Raw genomic sequence first — 13,739 nt, forward strand, 5'->3', positions numbered from 1 at the left:
CGCCGATCATGCGGCGCTCCCTTCTCGATTCGGGTGGTGAAAGGCGATAGCAGGGAGCGCACAGGGGTCCGTGTCTGCGCCCTGCTCCCTGCGCTCCCTGCTCTCCCCTGTGCTCCCTGGCAAAACCTTCCTGACCTCACAGGGAGCGGCAGGGAGCGCAGGGAGCGGCAGAAAGTGAACGGGTGCGCTCACTGCTCCCTGCTCTCTGTGTCGACAGTGAATGCGGGCAGGGTCCAGAACCACGGTCCGGGATTCTGCGGACGCTCGGCCTTGGCGTTGATCGCGCGCTTGGCCCGCTTCACCTGGTCCTTGCTGAATCCGTTGGCGTCGGCGGCTTGGAACACTTCGGTGGCCTTCACGCTGCCCTGGGACAGGAACTCGGTCAGCCACTCCTGAATCTCGTTGCGATCGTTGGCAGCGTCGCCCATCTCGGCCGCTGCGGCGTCGGCGAAGTAGTCGCGGGCGGACTGCTCGGCGTCACCGATCCACACCAGGCGGGGCACCGTGCCGTCGCTGGTGTCGGTGGCGTCGAATACCCGTACCGATTCGATGCGGAACCGCGACGCCGGTACCGGCGCGGTGAGGTTCGTCTTTTCGGGGCCGATCACCAGTACGCCGTCCTCGTCCGGGTCAGGCTGCGCGAGGATCGTCATACGCGCCTTCTTGCGAATCTCGCCCGAGAGGCCGTAAGCGTTGCGGACGTTGCCGCCCTTCTCCCGGTTCGTGTGACCGGTCAACAGCACGGACACACCGGTCCGGGTGGCGAGTTCCTTCCACGGGTGCAGCGCGCGCCGGGCGTGCTGCGGATCCTTGACCGAGATACTGGCGGGCAACGTGTCGGCCCAGGCATCGACGACGATGAGGCCCGCCCCTTGGCACGCCTCGAGCGCGATGTCCATATCACGGGGAAAGCTCGGCGCGCCGGAGCCGTCGCGCTCGGCGCAGATCACCCGGACGTTTTCGAGATCGGCGCCCGCGATCTCAAGGCGCGGCCGTGCCACGGTCGACCAGTCGTCCTCGGTGAGCACCAGGACCACAACCATCGGATCGCGTGGCGGGATGCCGAATCCGGCGAACGGCTTCCCGGTGGTCAGGATCGAGACCAGCCAGACTGTCCACAGCGACTTACCGATGCCCTCCGGTCCGAGCATGTAGCAGACCGCGGCCAGCGGTAGCCGATTCGCCGCAAGCCATTCGATCTGGCGAGCGGCCTCAAGATCGTTGGCATTCCAGGTGCGCGGGCGGACGTAGTAGTCCGCGGCCTCCCCTTCCGCCTGGTCCGAGACCGGCCCGGGATCGTTGGCGGACCGTTCAGAGTCGTCGCGGACCACTTGATCGAAGTATTCTTCTCGGTCGGCGTCGTATTCGGGGTCCGTGGTCCGTGGACTACTCCGGTCCGAGCGGTCCTCTCCCCTCACTGCGCCGAGCTGTACGCGGTAGTAGTTCCGGCAGGTGGGGCAGACGTTGTCGTACACCTGGTGCCGTGGGCAATGGGCGGTCGGCTCAGGCAACGCCCCCTCGGGGGCGGCCGCTACGGCCGCCCCCTCGGTGTCCGCGTGTTTCGCCATCAGCCGCGCCACGTCGCGCGGCCCGCGGATCCTATTGCTCACTCAAGCCCTCACTTTCCGCGCGGCGCTTCAGCTCCGCACCGCCGGACAGAATCGCCGACCACACCTCGGCCGCGTCCGCGCCCGCCTCGATCGCCAACAGCACCAGCAGCGCGTAACGCCTTGCGTCACTGATGAATTCGGACTGACCGTCCGCCCGGGCCAAGGCCTCACGCGCCGCGCGCGGGTTGTACTCGCCCACATGCCAGACCCGGCCGTCATCGACGGAGGACGCGCCCCCGAGCGACCGATCCAGTTCCGCCGATGCCCTGCGCCGCTCACGCCGACGCTCCAACTCCAACCGGGCATCGGATCGACCGGGCAGGCGTCGGGCAACCGACCGGGCCAGGATCGGGCCGAGCATCGCGTCGGCACCGCGCACCGCGATCTCGGTCACGATCACACCGCCCGCTCGGTCGGCAGGCCCTCGATGTACCGGGCCAGCGACTCGGCCGACACCACGACACGTTCGCAACCCTCCTGCGCGCGGATCTCGGCTACGTGGCCGAGTGCCCGCGAGAACGGGTTGCCATCCTCGTCGGCGGCGGCGTCACCACCCGGGCCGGGCACCAGCTCCACATCAGCGGGCGCATAGAACAGCCAATCGCTCTCGGGATCAAGCGGAGCAACGACCAGGCTGCGGCCCGTCGGCGTGTGCAAGGTGCCGACGACCTCACCGGTGGCCCGCAATCGCAACAACCGCCCGATGTGCCGCACGCCGATCTGCTCCCGAGCCTCCTCGGCAGACAGCGTGCTCACCCGCGACGCGGCCCGCTGCGCCTCGAAGGCCTCGCGTACCGCGGCCAGCGTCGCATCCCTCGGTGCCTCGGCGTATGCCTCGAGCGTGTCGACGATCGGACCCAGCTCGAGGTCCGGGAACTCCTTGCGCCACAACACGACTACGTCGGCGAGGGTCGCCGGGTCATCGGCCGGGACTCGGATCGGGTCGCCGGGGTGGTTTACGCTGGTCATCGGAACTTCTTCCTGGTGGTTGGGGTTCTGACTGGCCCGGTGAGCGGTGGCCGCCGCTCCCGGGCCGCTCTGCGACTGGGGCTCGCGGAACATCACGCGGCCCCCGGCCGGTCGGCTGTGGTGGTGATGTTTGCCTTGACGTACGCCTCGACATCAGCCCACCGGTAGATCACCCGACGGCCGAGCTTCGCGTACGGGATGCCTACGCCCCTGTAGCGCTGCTGTGCCAACGATGCAGTTGTCGTCCGCAGGTACTCGGCGACCTCTGGCGGCGTCGCCACTGGCGGGTTTCTATGCCCTTCCATTCGCGTCCTTTTCGTGTGAGACTGTCGAGTCAACTGGGTATCACTCGACACCACCGCAATCTAAAGTAGTGATACCAATACGTCAAGCATGTCTCGCTGTTCGAGGCTGAGAGGATGCTCTATGCCAGGTCGCTACGTGCCAGCGCGCGATGCCGAGTGGAAGAAGATCGCGCCGCATGTCCACATGCTCTTGCCCGGGAAGATTCACATTGAGGACGAACCCCATCCCGGCTGGAAACTGTCGTTCGAGCTGGATTTCGACGGCGTTCGCGTCGCCCCGCTGGCCGTTCATATCGTGTCGACTGGTGCGGCGATCTCCGGTACCGACCTCCGGGCGATCGCGGTCAACGAGGTCCTTGCCGGGTCGTTGACGCTCGGCGCAGACCTGGGCGGCTTCCTCGCCCAGGACGAGGGCTGGAATTTCTTACCGACGGAGGAGGACAAAGCGCGGATTCGCAGTGAGGGGCCCACCTCCGAGAATGTGGAGTACGTGGCCGCGCACTTTCTGTACGCACGAGCGATGCGGGCGGCGGCGTCCGAGTTCGTGCAGGTGACATTTGGGCTGCCCAAACCGACCGCCGCACGGTGGCTTCGGAAGGCTCGCGAGATGGGTCTAATCGATGGCGACGATTGAGTCGTACGAAACGAAGTCCGGGAAGCGGTACATGGTCAGGTACCGCAAACCGAGCGGTGAGCAGACCAAGAAGCGAGGATTTCGGCGCAAGGTAGACGCCGAAAAGTTCGGCAACACGGTCGAAGTCAAGAAAATGACGGGCGACTACGTCGCGCCGTCACTCGGACGGATCACCATCGACGAGCTAGCGCCGGACTGGCTGAAAATGAAGAAGGCCAGCGTCGCGCCCTCCAACTATCGGACCTTGGATACCGCCTGGCGAGTCCATGTTCAGCCGCACTGGGGACATGTCCGCATCGGCGACGTGACGGCGGAATCGATTCAGGGCTGGATCGTCGACATGCGCCTTGTCGCCCAGGAGCGAGCACAGGAGAAGGGCAAACCAGATCTGAACGCGGGCGCAACCACCATCATCAGGGCGTACGGCGTGCTCGCAAGCATTCTGGATATGGCGGTAGAGCCGAGAAGGTTGATTCCGAAGAACGTCGCCCGCGGCAAGCTCATCTCGGAGATGCTGCCGAAGAAGACTGCGAAGCGGCATGTGTACCTCACCGCCGAAGATGTAGCGCGTCTGGCGAAAGAGGCAGGGAGACATAGCCTCCTGGTGAAGTGCCTTGCCTACTGCGGTCCACGATGGGGCGAGATGATCGCATTGCGTGTGCGCGATATCGACTTCACACGTAGGCGAATCACGGTGGTGGACAATGCTGTTCAACTCGGGGTCGACCACGCGGAGGGGCCGACGAAGGGCAAGGAGAGCCGTAGTGTGCCCGTCCCCCGCTTCATCCTCACCGAGTTGGCCGCGCACACGAAGGGCCGCGATCCAGATGCGCTGGTGTTCCCGCATCCGGACGACGCGACGAAGTATCTCCCGCGTCCCAAGACCGTTGACGGGTGGTTTACCGGCGCGGTGAAGCGGGCGCAGGTCCAGCCGATCACCCCGCACGACCTTCGCCACACCTGTGCATCGCTGTCGGTCTCGGCGGGTGCCAACGTGCTCGCGTTGGCAAGGTTGTTGGGGCACAAGGACGCCAAGGAGACGCTGAACACCTACAGCGACCTGTTCGACGACGATCTTGACAGGCTCGCGGATGCGATGGACCAGGCGTATGCGCCGGTTGCTCTGAAACGTGCCCAGAAGAGTGCCCAGGATTCGGAGCGTGCCCAAAATGTGCCCACGGGTGCGGAATCGGATGCCGCACAGGCATAGAAAAAGCCCCTCACCTGGCAATTCAGGTGAGGGGCATAAGCGGTGGCGGAGGGATTTGAACCCTCGGAGGGGGGTTACCCCTCACACGCTTTCGAGGCGTGCTCCTTAGGCCGCTCGGACACGCCACCGCCGACAACCATACCGGACCGGGGTCGGATCGCTAAATCGGCTGTAGAGGGCGTCGTAGGGGTCGGTTTCTGGTCAGCGTTGGGTGCGGAAGAAGTCGTCGAGGAGGGCGGCGCATTCGGCTTCGAGGATGCCGCCGCGGACCTGGGGGCGGTGATTGAGACGACGGTCACGTACGACGTCCCAAAGGGAGCCGACGGCACCGGTTTTCGGTTCCCAGGCGCCGAATACCAACCGGCCGACGCGGGCCAGCACCAGGGCGCCCGCGCACATGGTGCACGGCTCCAGGGTCACCGCGAGCGTGGTGCCTTCCAGACGCCAACCATCGCCGACGACCGCGGCGGCGCGGCGCAGGGCCAGGATCTCGGCGTGCGCGGTCGGGTCGCCGAGGGCCTCCCTGGCATTGGCCGCGCGCGCGAGCTCGCGACCATCGGCATCGAAGACGACGGCACCGACCGGTACGTCGCGATCGCCCGCATCGGCGGCGGCGGCGATCGCGGCGCGAACCATATCGGTGTCATCGGTATACAGACCCACGTCAGCGGGGCAGCTTGTCCAGCACCGCCGAGAGTTCGTTGGCGAAGCCGAGGCGCTGGGCGATCATGCCGAGCTGCTCATCCGGATAGAGATCGGTCTCGGCGAGGATCACGCTGAGCACGGGTTCGGGCAGGCCGAGGTCGGCGAGAACACCGAGGTCGCCCTCCTCCCATGGCTCGATATCGTCGAGTTCGTCCGGATCGATGTCGGGGATTTCGACATTCAGGGCCTCGAGTACGTCGGCGGCGATGTCGTAATCGATCGCGGCCGTCGCATCAGAGACCAGCATCCGGGTGCCGCTCGGTGCCGGACGGAGCACGATGAAGAACTCGTCATCGATATCCAGCAATCCGAACACCGCGCCGGAACTGCGCAATGCCTTGAGTTCTGTTTCCGCTGCGGACAAATCGGTGAGCGCCGCCTGACTCAGCGGACTACACAGCCATTTTCCTTCTTCGCGGACAACCGCCACTGCGAACCCTTCCACGTCGTCGAAATCATCCGACGCAGCCTTGTTCGTGCCCGAGCGCTGTGCTGCCATGGCCGCAACGGTAGTCGGCTCGAGCCGAAATGTTGAAGTCGTATGCGAATCTGTTCCGATGACTCCTGACCAGAAAGCACCGGTGTGTGTCCTCGGGACGGGTTTGATCGGCGGTTCACTGCTGCGCGCTGCCGTCGGCGCGGGCTATGACGCGTGGGGTTACAACAGGTCAGAGGCCGGTGCGCAGGCCGCACGGGCAGAAGGATTCGATGTCACGGGGGATCTGCTCGGGGTGCTGACCCGGGCCGCCGATACCGATGCGCTGATCGTGGTCGCGGTGCCGATGCCCGCGGTGGACCACATCCTCGCCGAGGTGGCCGGCTTCGCGCCGCGCTGCTCGCTCACCGATGTGGTGAGCGTCAAGGCGCCGGTGGTCGAGGCCGTGCGCAGGCACGGTCTCACGGCCCGTTATGTCGGCGGGCACCCGATGGCCGGTACCTCCGAATCCGGTTGGGCGGCTACCGATCCCGGGCTGTTCCGCGATGCGGTGTGGGCGGTCGGCGTCGATGCGGACACCCACCCCGAACCGTGGCTTCGAGTGGTGCGGCTGGCGCTGGCCTGCGGCGCGGTGGTCACCCCGGTGGTCGCGGACGAACACGACCGCGCGGTGGCCCGGATCTCCCATCTGCCGCATGTGCTGGCCGAAGCGCTGGCCGTGGCCGGAGCGGCGGGCGGCGATCTGGCACTCGGACTGGCCGCGGGTTCGTTCCGCGACGGCACCCGCGTAGCCGCCACCGCGCCGGACCTGGTCCGCGCGATCTGCGAACCGAATGCCACCGCCCTGCTGGATGTGCTGGAGGAAACCCTCACCGTGCTGAGCGCGGCCCGCGACAGCCTCCGCGACGAGGGCACGCTGGTCGACCTCGTCGAAGCCGGACACGACGGCCGCGCACACTACGAAACCACGCGGCGCTGGACGATCACCGATATTCGACCTGGCGACCACAACTGGTTGGAGACGCTGCGCGAGGCAGGCCGACGCGGCGGCGTGATCACCGAACTCGACTGACCGCCGCGCCGGGTCAGATGCGTTCGGCGAGTCCTGGGTAGTCGAGCAGGAAACCGTCGCCGTCGACGGTGACGGTGGCGCTGGAGACGGGGGACAGCACGCTGATGCCGGTGGCGCCGCTACTGTAGGTGAGGCTGGCTTCCTGGACCAAGAGGTCGGGCAGGCGGACGTAGACGACGGGGACCACGATGTCGTCGACGGCGTTCTGCAGGGCGAAGCGGCGGATGGGGAGGGTGTTGAAGAAGGGGCTGAGCACGACGTCGACATCGAGGGCGCCCGCGAAGGTGGAGCGGACGTGCCCGCCGCCGGCGTCGACGAGCCAGTAGTTCTCCTCATCCCTGGCGATCGAGGCCTGGCGTTCCCCTGCGGCGGCGGTGGTGCTGCGCAGGGACAGGCGCTTGGTGACGCCATTCTCGTCGGTGACCAGGTCATAGGACGCACTGAACGCGGGATGTTCCGGGCAGTCGCCGCCGATCATGCGACCGGCTGCGCGGATGCGGTTGCCATTGAGCGTCACGCGGACGGACTCCATCCGCGGCGCGTTGTGCGCGCGCCACGTGAGGATCGCCGGCCACCGCGATGTCGCCGGTTGGCTATCCGGGCCGAGGTCTGGGTTCGTCACGTATCTACCGTAAGCGACGCGGGCAACACACCGGCATCACACCAGCGACTCACGCCATGCCGCGTGCAGACCGGCGAACCGGCCGCTACCCGCGATGAGCTCGCTCGGCGCACCGTCCTCGACGATCCGGCCCGATTCCAGCACCAGCACGCGGTCGGCGATGGCGACGGTGGAGAGCCGATGCGCGATGATCACGGCGGTGCGGTCGCACAGCACCGTCTCCAGTGCCCGCTGAATCAGCCGCTCGCTGGGAATGTCCAGGCTCGAAGTCGCCTCGTCCAGCACGATCACCGCGGGATCCGCGAGGAACACCCGGGCGAACGCGACCAACTGACGCTGCCCCGCCGATAGTCGCCCACCGCGTTTGCGCACGTCGGTGTCGAAGCCCTCGGGCAGCGCGGTGACGAAGTCGTACAGCCCGACCGCGCGCGCCGCCGCGAACACCTCGGCATCACCGGCCTCCGGTCGACCGAGTCGAATGTTGTCGGCCACCGACCCGGAGAACAGGTACGACTCCTGCGTGACCATGACGACATTGCGCCGCAGATCGGCGTCGGACAGCCGCCGCAGATCAATTCCGTCCAAGGTCACCGTGCCGCCCGACGGGTCGTAGAACCGCGTCAGCAACTTGGCCAACGTGGACTTGCCCGCACCCGTAGCACCGACCAGCGCGATGACTTGTCCGGCCGCGATCTCCAACGAGAACTCCGGCAGCACCGGCCGCGCCCGCCCGCGCCGCTCGAGTCGCGGCACCACACTTGTGATCTCGGCAGCTGCCGCGCCGTCCGGCATCGACCCAGCCGAGTTCGGCGATGTCGCGACAGAGCCTTCCGAAACGATGGATTCCGCCACCGCGGTGCCGGAATCCGACTGAACGAGTACCGCATCCGACGAAACTGGATTTGACGAACCGGAAGATGTGGGGGCCGCAGATCCGTAGCCGAACCACACCCGGTCCATCCGCACGGCACCGGTCGCCTTCGGCAAAGCGATCGGCTGCTCCGGTTCCCGCACCGAGGGCTGCTCCTCGAGCACGCCGGAGATCTTCTCGAGGGCCGCGGCCGCGGACTGGTAGGCGTTGAATACCTGAGCGAGTTCATCGAGCGGACCGTAGAACTCGTTGAGGTACAACAGATACGCGGCGAGGACACCGACGGCGAGATTGCCCTCGATTACCTGCCGGGCGCCGACCACGATGACGATCACGGTGGTCAGATTGCCGAGCAGCTTGGTGAGACCGGCATAGTCGCCCATGCCGCGCATCGCGGCGGTGCTCGCCTGCCGGTATTCGGCATCCTCGGCGGCGAGCACCGATTCGTTGCGGGCCTCGCGGCGGAAGGCCTGTACCGCGCGCATGCCGCCCATCGACTCCACGAACTGCACAACCACTTTCGCGATCGCGCCGCGGGTGCGCCGGTAGCCCGCCCGCTGCCTGCGCTGCGCCCAGCGGGTGACCAAGGCCAAGGGCACGAATCCGAGCAGCACGATCGCGGCGAGCGTCTGATCCAGGTAGATCAGCAGCACCGCGATCGTGAGCACCGAAAGGATTGCGCTCAGCGCCTGATTCAGCGCGCTCTCCAGCAACTGCTGCAGCGTCTCGATATCACCGGTCAGCCGCGCGACCACCTTGCCGGAGGTGTATTGCTCGTGGAATGCCACGCTGAGCCGTTGCATATGCGCGAACAACCGGACCCGCAGATCGAAAAGCACACTCTGGCTGAGCTTTCCGGAGATTCGCAGGAAGACGAAGGTGGTGAAAACGCCGATACCGACCGCCCCCAGGTAACCGGCCACTGTGCGCGCCAAGGGCGCCCAGTTCCCCGTGACACCCTCGGCGATGCCGACGTCGAGTCCATGCGCGACGAACAGCGGTGCCGACACCATCGCGGCATTGTCGAGCACGATCAGCAGCAAGGCGAAGACCGCGAGCTTGCGATACGGCCGGACCAGGCTCAGTAGCAAGCGCCGAGATCGACCGGCCAGCACCAGATTTCCGGTCTCGGTGACCGCCTTGTCCTCATTGGCGATACCGCGCCAGTCGGCGACCTCGTCACGGTCGGCCGCATCATCGGCGGGGGCGGTGGATTCGGTCGTGGTCATGATTCGCCTCCCATCAGCTCGCGGTAGTGACTGCTGGTTTCGAGCAGTTGATCGTGGGTGCCCTCCGCGACGATCCGGCCGTCGGCGAGCAGCGCCACCCGATCGGCCAGTGCCGCGGTCGACGGTCGGTGCGCGACAAGCAAGGTGGTGGCACCGGCCAGCACTGTGCGCAGCCGTTCCTGAACACGCTCCTCGGTCTCCACATCGAGTGCGGACAGCGGGTCGTCGAGCACCATGATCCGAGTCCGCTCCCCCGCGCTTTCGCGCGCGAGCACCGCGCGGGCCAGTGCCAGTCGCTGGCGCTGCCCACCGGAAAGGCTCAGCCCCTGCTCACCGATTCGGGTGTCAAGTCCCCATGGCAGGTCGTGCACGAAATCGGTGGCCTGGGCGATATCCAATGCGCGCCGGACATCGTCGTCGGTGGCCTCCGGATCGCCGAGCGCGACATTCTCCCGCACACTGGCCGAGAACAGCACTGGCTCCTCGAATGCCACCGAGACCAGCGAACGCAGATCGGACACCCGCATCGACGCGATATCGATGCCGTCGATGGCGATGGTGCCCTCGTTCACATCGTAGAGCCGCGGAATCAGGTTGAGCAGCGCCGTCTTTCCGCTACCGGTCGCGCCGACCAGCGCAACCGTCTCACCCGGTCGCACCTTCAGCGAAATATCCCGCAGTACTTCGCCCTTCGCATCCGGAAAGGCGAAACGCACTCCGTGCATGGTCAGCTCACCGACCATCCGCACCGGCAATGCGACCGGTTCGGCAGGATCGGTGATGTCGACAGGGGTGTCGATGATCTCCCAGAACCGGTCCGCCGCCGTGCGCGCATCATTCCACTCGGCCAACAGGAAGCCGGTCCAGATGATCGGCCACTGCAGAAAGGTCGCCAGCGTGATGCATGCGACCAGGGTGCCGAGCGTCATCATGTCATGTGCGACGGCATAACCGCCGTAGCCGAGGGCGAAGGCGATGGCAAGCTGCGGCAGGCACACCATCGCCGACCAGAGCGTGGCGTCCAACCGCACCTTGAGCAGTTCGGTCTGCTGCAATTCCCGCGACTGCGCGGTGAACCGCCCGCCGAAGAACGCGCCGCGACCGAAGGCCTTCAGCACCCGGATACCCTGCGCGGACTCCTCAGCGGTGGTGGCCAAGTCACCGGCCTGATCCTGGGAGCGCCGCGAGGCCACGCCGTAGCGCCGCTCGAATCGCAGGCAGACGTAGGACAGCGGGATGGCGATGATCGCGAAGGTCAGTCCGATCCGCCAGCTCAGCGCGAACAGCACCACCAGACCGATCGGGATCACGATCGAATGGACGATCAGAAACGGCCCCGCGAATGCGACGAACCGCTTCATGGTGCTCATATCGTCGACCGCGCGGGAGAGCAGCTGGCCGGATTCCCAGGCATCGTGGCGTCCGATCGACAGCGTCTGCAACTTGCGGAAGATCTTGGCGCGCATATCGATCTCGAACTGGGCCGCGGGCTTCGAGATCAGCCACCGCCGACCCCAGACACCGAACGCTTCCAGCAGACCGAGAAACAGCACAAGCAGCACCGGAAGCACGGCGCCGCCGATATCGCGCCGTTGGATCGGACCGTCGATGATGTGCGCGATGACCAGCGGGATCATGATCGCCGTCAGGGTGGCGAGCGCCGCGAGCGTGGTCGCGCCGAGCAGTGCGGCCCGATGCGGCCGCAGATACGGCCAGCAGCGACGCAGCGAATGCGAGCGGCCCGGCGCAACGGCGGCGGCGGGCCGCTCCGGTCTATCGACCTCCGTGTCGGCCGACGGCGTATCGAGCGTGACGGACAAAGCTCCCCCTCGTGATCGGCGTGGATTGGCTGTATCGCGAACGGATCCCGGTGATGTTCGCATCGGGGTCCGACATTTCAGCGTCGCAGCAGTCCCGGGATCGGCCAACCGAATTTCCGCCACGCCCACAGCCATCGACTTCGAGTAACGTCGAGGTCGAGAACCCCCTGCAAAACCCCCGATCGATACCGAGTCCCGACCCGCATACGACATCGGCGCCCAGATCCCGGGCGCCGATGTCCGTTGCTTCGATTGTACCGTCGCCGAGTACGGAAAACCCGAGTTCAGACGGGCGAATGCGCCTCTTCCGCGGGCACGTCCGGGAAGTCCTGCTGCTGATAACCGCCGCGCAGCGTACCCTCCAAATACGCTGCGCGACAGGCCCGTCGCGCAATCTTGCCGCTGGACGTGCGCGGAATCGAACCCGCCGGAACCAGCAGCAGATCGCGCACCGTGACGCCGTGGCCCTGGGCGATCGCACCGCGTACGATGTCGGCGATCGGGGCCGGATCCAGCTTCGCCGCACCGGTGCCGCGCTCGGCCACGATGACCAACTGCTCCGAGGTATCATCGGCATCGAAGGTGAGCCCGGAACGGCTGCCCTGTTCGAAAACCAATGGGGGCAATTGATTCGCGGGCACCGAGAAGGCCGCGACGAATCCGGGCCGCACTGCGGTGCAGGCTTGCTGTGCCGAGAATTCCAGATCCTGCGGATAGTGATTGCGCCCGTCGACGATCACCAAATCCTTCACCCGGCCGGTGATATACAACTCGCCATCCAGATAGACGCCGAAATCACCGGTGCGCATCCACTTCGCGTCCGAATCGGTGCCCTGCGCGTGACTACCCTGCCGCAGTCGCCGGACCAGCGTGTTGTGGAAGGTCGCGACGGTTTCATCCGGCCGATTCCAGTAGCCGATGCCCATATTGTCGCCGTGCAGCCAGATTTCGCCGACCTCGCGGTCACCGCGTTCGATGCCGGTTTCCGGATCGACGATCACCGCCCACTGCGATAACGCCACATAACCACAGGACACCTGTGCGATCGAATGCTCTGTGCCCTTCGGCACTTCCACCATCCGGCCCGCATTGAGCTCATTGCGATCGACGTAGACGACTTTCGCCGCGTCCTCGGCCTTGGTCGCGGAAACGAATAACGTCGCCTCGGCCATGCCGTAGCAGGGCTTCAGCGCGGTCTTGGGCAGACCGTACGGTGCGAACGCCTCGTTGAATTTCTGCATCGACGACACCGAAACCGGCTCGCTGCCGTTGATCAGCCCGATCACATTCGAAAGATCGAGTTCCTCACCGGCTTTCGGCTTACCGCGGGCCGCCGCATGCTCGTACGCGAAATTCGGTGCGGCGGCGAAGGTTCCGGCGCCATCGGAGGCCGCGGCCAATTCCTTGATCCAGCGATACGGCCGCCGCACGAACGCGTTCGGCGACATGATCGTGATGAAACCGCCGCCGACGGTCGGCAGGATCACACAGAGCAGACCCATATCATGGAACAGCGGTAGCCAGGTGACGCCGCGCGAATTCTCCTGTACCCCGATGGCATCGATCATTTGCAGCAGATTGGTGCCGACCCCGCGGTGGGTGATCTCGACACCAGCCGGAGTCCGCGTGGAACCCGAGGTGTACTGCAGATAGGCAACGCTGTCGATATTGATTTCCGGTCGTACCCAACTCGAGCCGACGCTGTCGGGAATCGCGTCCACGGCAATAATGCGCGGACGCTGCGCCGCCGGAAGGTGCCGGAAAAAGTTCCGCACACCCGCCGCGGCCGAACCGACGGTCAGAATCGCCGATGGCGTGCAGTCACCGAGTACCGCGTGCAGGCGATCGGTGTGCCCCTGTTCGTCCGGATCGAATAGCGGGACCGCGATATTGCCCGCGTAGACCGCCGCGAAGAGCGAGACGACGTAGTCCAGCCCCTGGGGGGCCAGCACCGCCACCCGATCCCCCGGTTGGGTCACCTGCTGCAGCCTGGCCGCAACGGCACGCAACCGAATGCCGAATTCGCGCCAGGTCAATTCGATGTACTCACCGTCAGGCTCGCGCGAGTAGTCGACGTAGCGGTAGGCGAGGTCGTCGCCGTTCTCCGCGCAGTGCTTGTCGACGAAGTCGATCAGAGTCTTATCGCCACGGATTCTGATATTGCCCTGATCGTCCAAATAGTCGTCGAAGGTCTCGTCGATCATCGCCTTATCCTTTTGCCAACTCAGGCACTCAGGCCGTGCGGTTACACCGAAC

General features: G+C 66.0%; 13 protein-coding genes and 1 tRNA gene. 3 read left to right on the forward strand and 11 right to left on the reverse strand.

What is annotated here, in order from left to right:
- Positions 1-188: 188 nt before the first annotated feature.
- From ACW2Q0_RS18950 to ACW2Q0_RS18965, 4 genes are all read right to left on the reverse strand, one after another.
- Positions 189-1,610, reverse strand: a complete 1,422-nt coding sequence (locus ACW2Q0_RS18950; protein ID WP_457191911.1) for an AAA family ATPase — start codon at positions 1,608-1,610, stop codon at positions 189-191.
- Entirely contained in the window at positions 1,600-2,010 is a 411-nt protein-coding gene (locus ACW2Q0_RS18955) for a hypothetical protein (RefSeq protein WP_457191913.1), read from the reverse strand. The genes ACW2Q0_RS18950 and ACW2Q0_RS18955 overlap by 11 nt, the downstream gene beginning before the upstream one ends.
- Entirely contained in the window at positions 2,007-2,579 is a 573-nt protein-coding gene (locus ACW2Q0_RS18960; protein WP_457191915.1) for a hypothetical protein, read from the reverse strand. Before ACW2Q0_RS18960 ends, ACW2Q0_RS18955 begins: the two co-directional genes overlap by 4 nt.
- 92 nt (positions 2,580-2,671) lie before the next feature.
- Complete coding sequence (locus ACW2Q0_RS18965) at positions 2,672-2,860, reverse strand: helix-turn-helix domain-containing protein (RefSeq protein ID WP_457191917.1); 189 nt, start codon at positions 2,858-2,860, stop codon at positions 2,672-2,674.
- Between the two features lie 145 nt (positions 2,861-3,005).
- On the opposite strand from ACW2Q0_RS18965, the gene ACW2Q0_RS18970 reads away from it, so the two are divergent.
- Both ACW2Q0_RS18970 and ACW2Q0_RS18975 read left to right on the forward strand, forming a co-directional pair.
- Complete coding sequence (locus ACW2Q0_RS18970; protein WP_457191919.1) at positions 3,006-3,518, forward strand: hypothetical protein; 513 nt, start codon at positions 3,006-3,008, stop codon at positions 3,516-3,518.
- Positions 3,505-4,728 carry a tyrosine-type recombinase/integrase gene (locus ACW2Q0_RS18975; RefSeq protein WP_457191921.1) on the forward strand — a complete coding sequence of 408 codons (1,224 nt, stop codon included), beginning with the start codon at positions 3,505-3,507 and terminating at the stop codon, positions 4,726-4,728. Before ACW2Q0_RS18970 ends, ACW2Q0_RS18975 begins: the two co-directional genes overlap by 14 nt.
- 40 nt (positions 4,729-4,768) lie before the next feature.
- On the opposite strand, the gene ACW2Q0_RS18980 is transcribed toward ACW2Q0_RS18975, so the two are convergent.
- The 3 genes from ACW2Q0_RS18980 to ACW2Q0_RS18990 all read right to left on the reverse strand — a co-directional run bounded on the left by ACW2Q0_RS18980 (position 4,769) and on the right by ACW2Q0_RS18990 (position 5,932).
- Positions 4,769-4,856, reverse strand: a tRNA-Ser gene (locus tag ACW2Q0_RS18980).
- A gap of 73 nt (positions 4,857-4,929) precedes the next feature.
- Positions 4,930-5,364: a nucleoside deaminase gene (locus tag ACW2Q0_RS18985; protein ID WP_457192112.1), complete on the reverse strand. Its 435-nt coding sequence runs from the start codon at positions 5,362-5,364 to the stop codon at positions 4,930-4,932.
- A 28-nt stretch (positions 5,365-5,392) separates the two neighbouring features.
- A complete protein-coding gene (locus ACW2Q0_RS18990) occupies positions 5,393-5,932 on the reverse strand; it encodes a tRNA adenosine deaminase-associated protein (RefSeq protein ID WP_457191923.1) in 540 nt (179 codons plus the stop codon).
- A 58-nt stretch (positions 5,933-5,990) separates the two neighbouring features.
- On the opposite strand from ACW2Q0_RS18990, the gene ACW2Q0_RS18995 reads away from it, so the two are divergent.
- The gene (locus tag ACW2Q0_RS18995; RefSeq protein ID WP_457191925.1) at positions 5,991-6,941 is read left to right on the forward strand and encodes a prephenate dehydrogenase; all 951 of its coding nucleotides are present in this window, start codon (positions 5,991-5,993) and stop codon (positions 6,939-6,941) included.
- 13 nt (positions 6,942-6,954) lie between these two features.
- On the opposite strand, the gene ACW2Q0_RS19000 is transcribed toward ACW2Q0_RS18995, so the two are convergent.
- The 4 genes from ACW2Q0_RS19000 to fadD32 form a co-directional block, all read right to left on the reverse strand.
- Complete coding sequence (locus tag ACW2Q0_RS19000) at positions 6,955-7,563, reverse strand: putative glycolipid-binding domain-containing protein (protein ID WP_457191927.1); 609 nt, start codon at positions 7,561-7,563, stop codon at positions 6,955-6,957.
- Between the two features lie 36 nt (positions 7,564-7,599).
- A complete protein-coding gene (locus ACW2Q0_RS19005) occupies positions 7,600-9,663 on the reverse strand; it encodes an ABC transporter ATP-binding protein (protein ID WP_457191929.1) in 2,064 nt (687 codons plus the stop codon).
- Positions 9,660-11,483, reverse strand: coding sequence for an ABC transporter ATP-binding protein (locus ACW2Q0_RS19010; protein ID WP_457191931.1), 1,824 nt, complete (start codon positions 11,481-11,483; stop codon positions 9,660-9,662). Before ACW2Q0_RS19010 ends, ACW2Q0_RS19005 begins: the two co-directional genes overlap by 4 nt.
- Before the next feature lie 284 nt (positions 11,484-11,767).
- Positions 11,768-13,687: a long-chain-fatty-acid--AMP ligase FadD32 gene (gene fadD32 / locus ACW2Q0_RS19015; protein ID WP_457191933.1), complete on the reverse strand. Its 1,920-nt coding sequence runs from the start codon at positions 13,685-13,687 to the stop codon at positions 11,768-11,770.
- Positions 13,688-13,739 lie beyond the last annotated feature (52 nt).

Source organism: Nocardia citri (assembly GCF_054065835.1).

Excerpts from the sequence above, each read along its gene's own strand:
- ACW2Q0_RS18995 (WP_457191925.1), top strand. The coding sequence starts at position 5,991 with ATGACTCCTGACCAGAAAGCACCGGTGTGTGTCCTCGGGACGGGTTTG.
- ACW2Q0_RS18985 (WP_457192112.1), bottom strand. The coding sequence starts at position 5,364 with ATGGTTCGCGCCGCGATCGCCGCCGCCGCCGATGCGGGCGATCGCGAC.
- ACW2Q0_RS18970 (WP_457191919.1), top strand. The coding sequence starts at position 3,006 with ATGCCAGGTCGCTACGTGCCAGCGCGCGATGCCGAGTGGAAGAAGATC.
- ACW2Q0_RS18975 (WP_457191921.1), top strand. The coding sequence starts at position 3,505 with ATGGCGACGATTGAGTCGTACGAAACGAAGTCCGGGAAGCGGTACATG.
- ACW2Q0_RS18960 (WP_457191915.1), bottom strand. The coding sequence starts at position 2,579 with ATGACCAGCGTAAACCACCCCGGCGACCCGATCCGAGTCCCGGCCGAT.
- ACW2Q0_RS18990 (WP_457191923.1), bottom strand. The coding sequence starts at position 5,932 with ATGGCAGCACAGCGCTCGGGCACGAACAAGGCTGCGTCGGATGATTTC.
- ACW2Q0_RS19005 (WP_457191929.1), bottom strand. The coding sequence starts at position 9,663 with ATGACCACGACCGAATCCACCGCCCCCGCCGATGATGCGGCCGACCGT.
- fadD32 (WP_457191933.1), bottom strand. The coding sequence starts at position 13,687 with ATGATCGACGAGACCTTCGACGACTATTTGGACGATCAGGGCAATATC.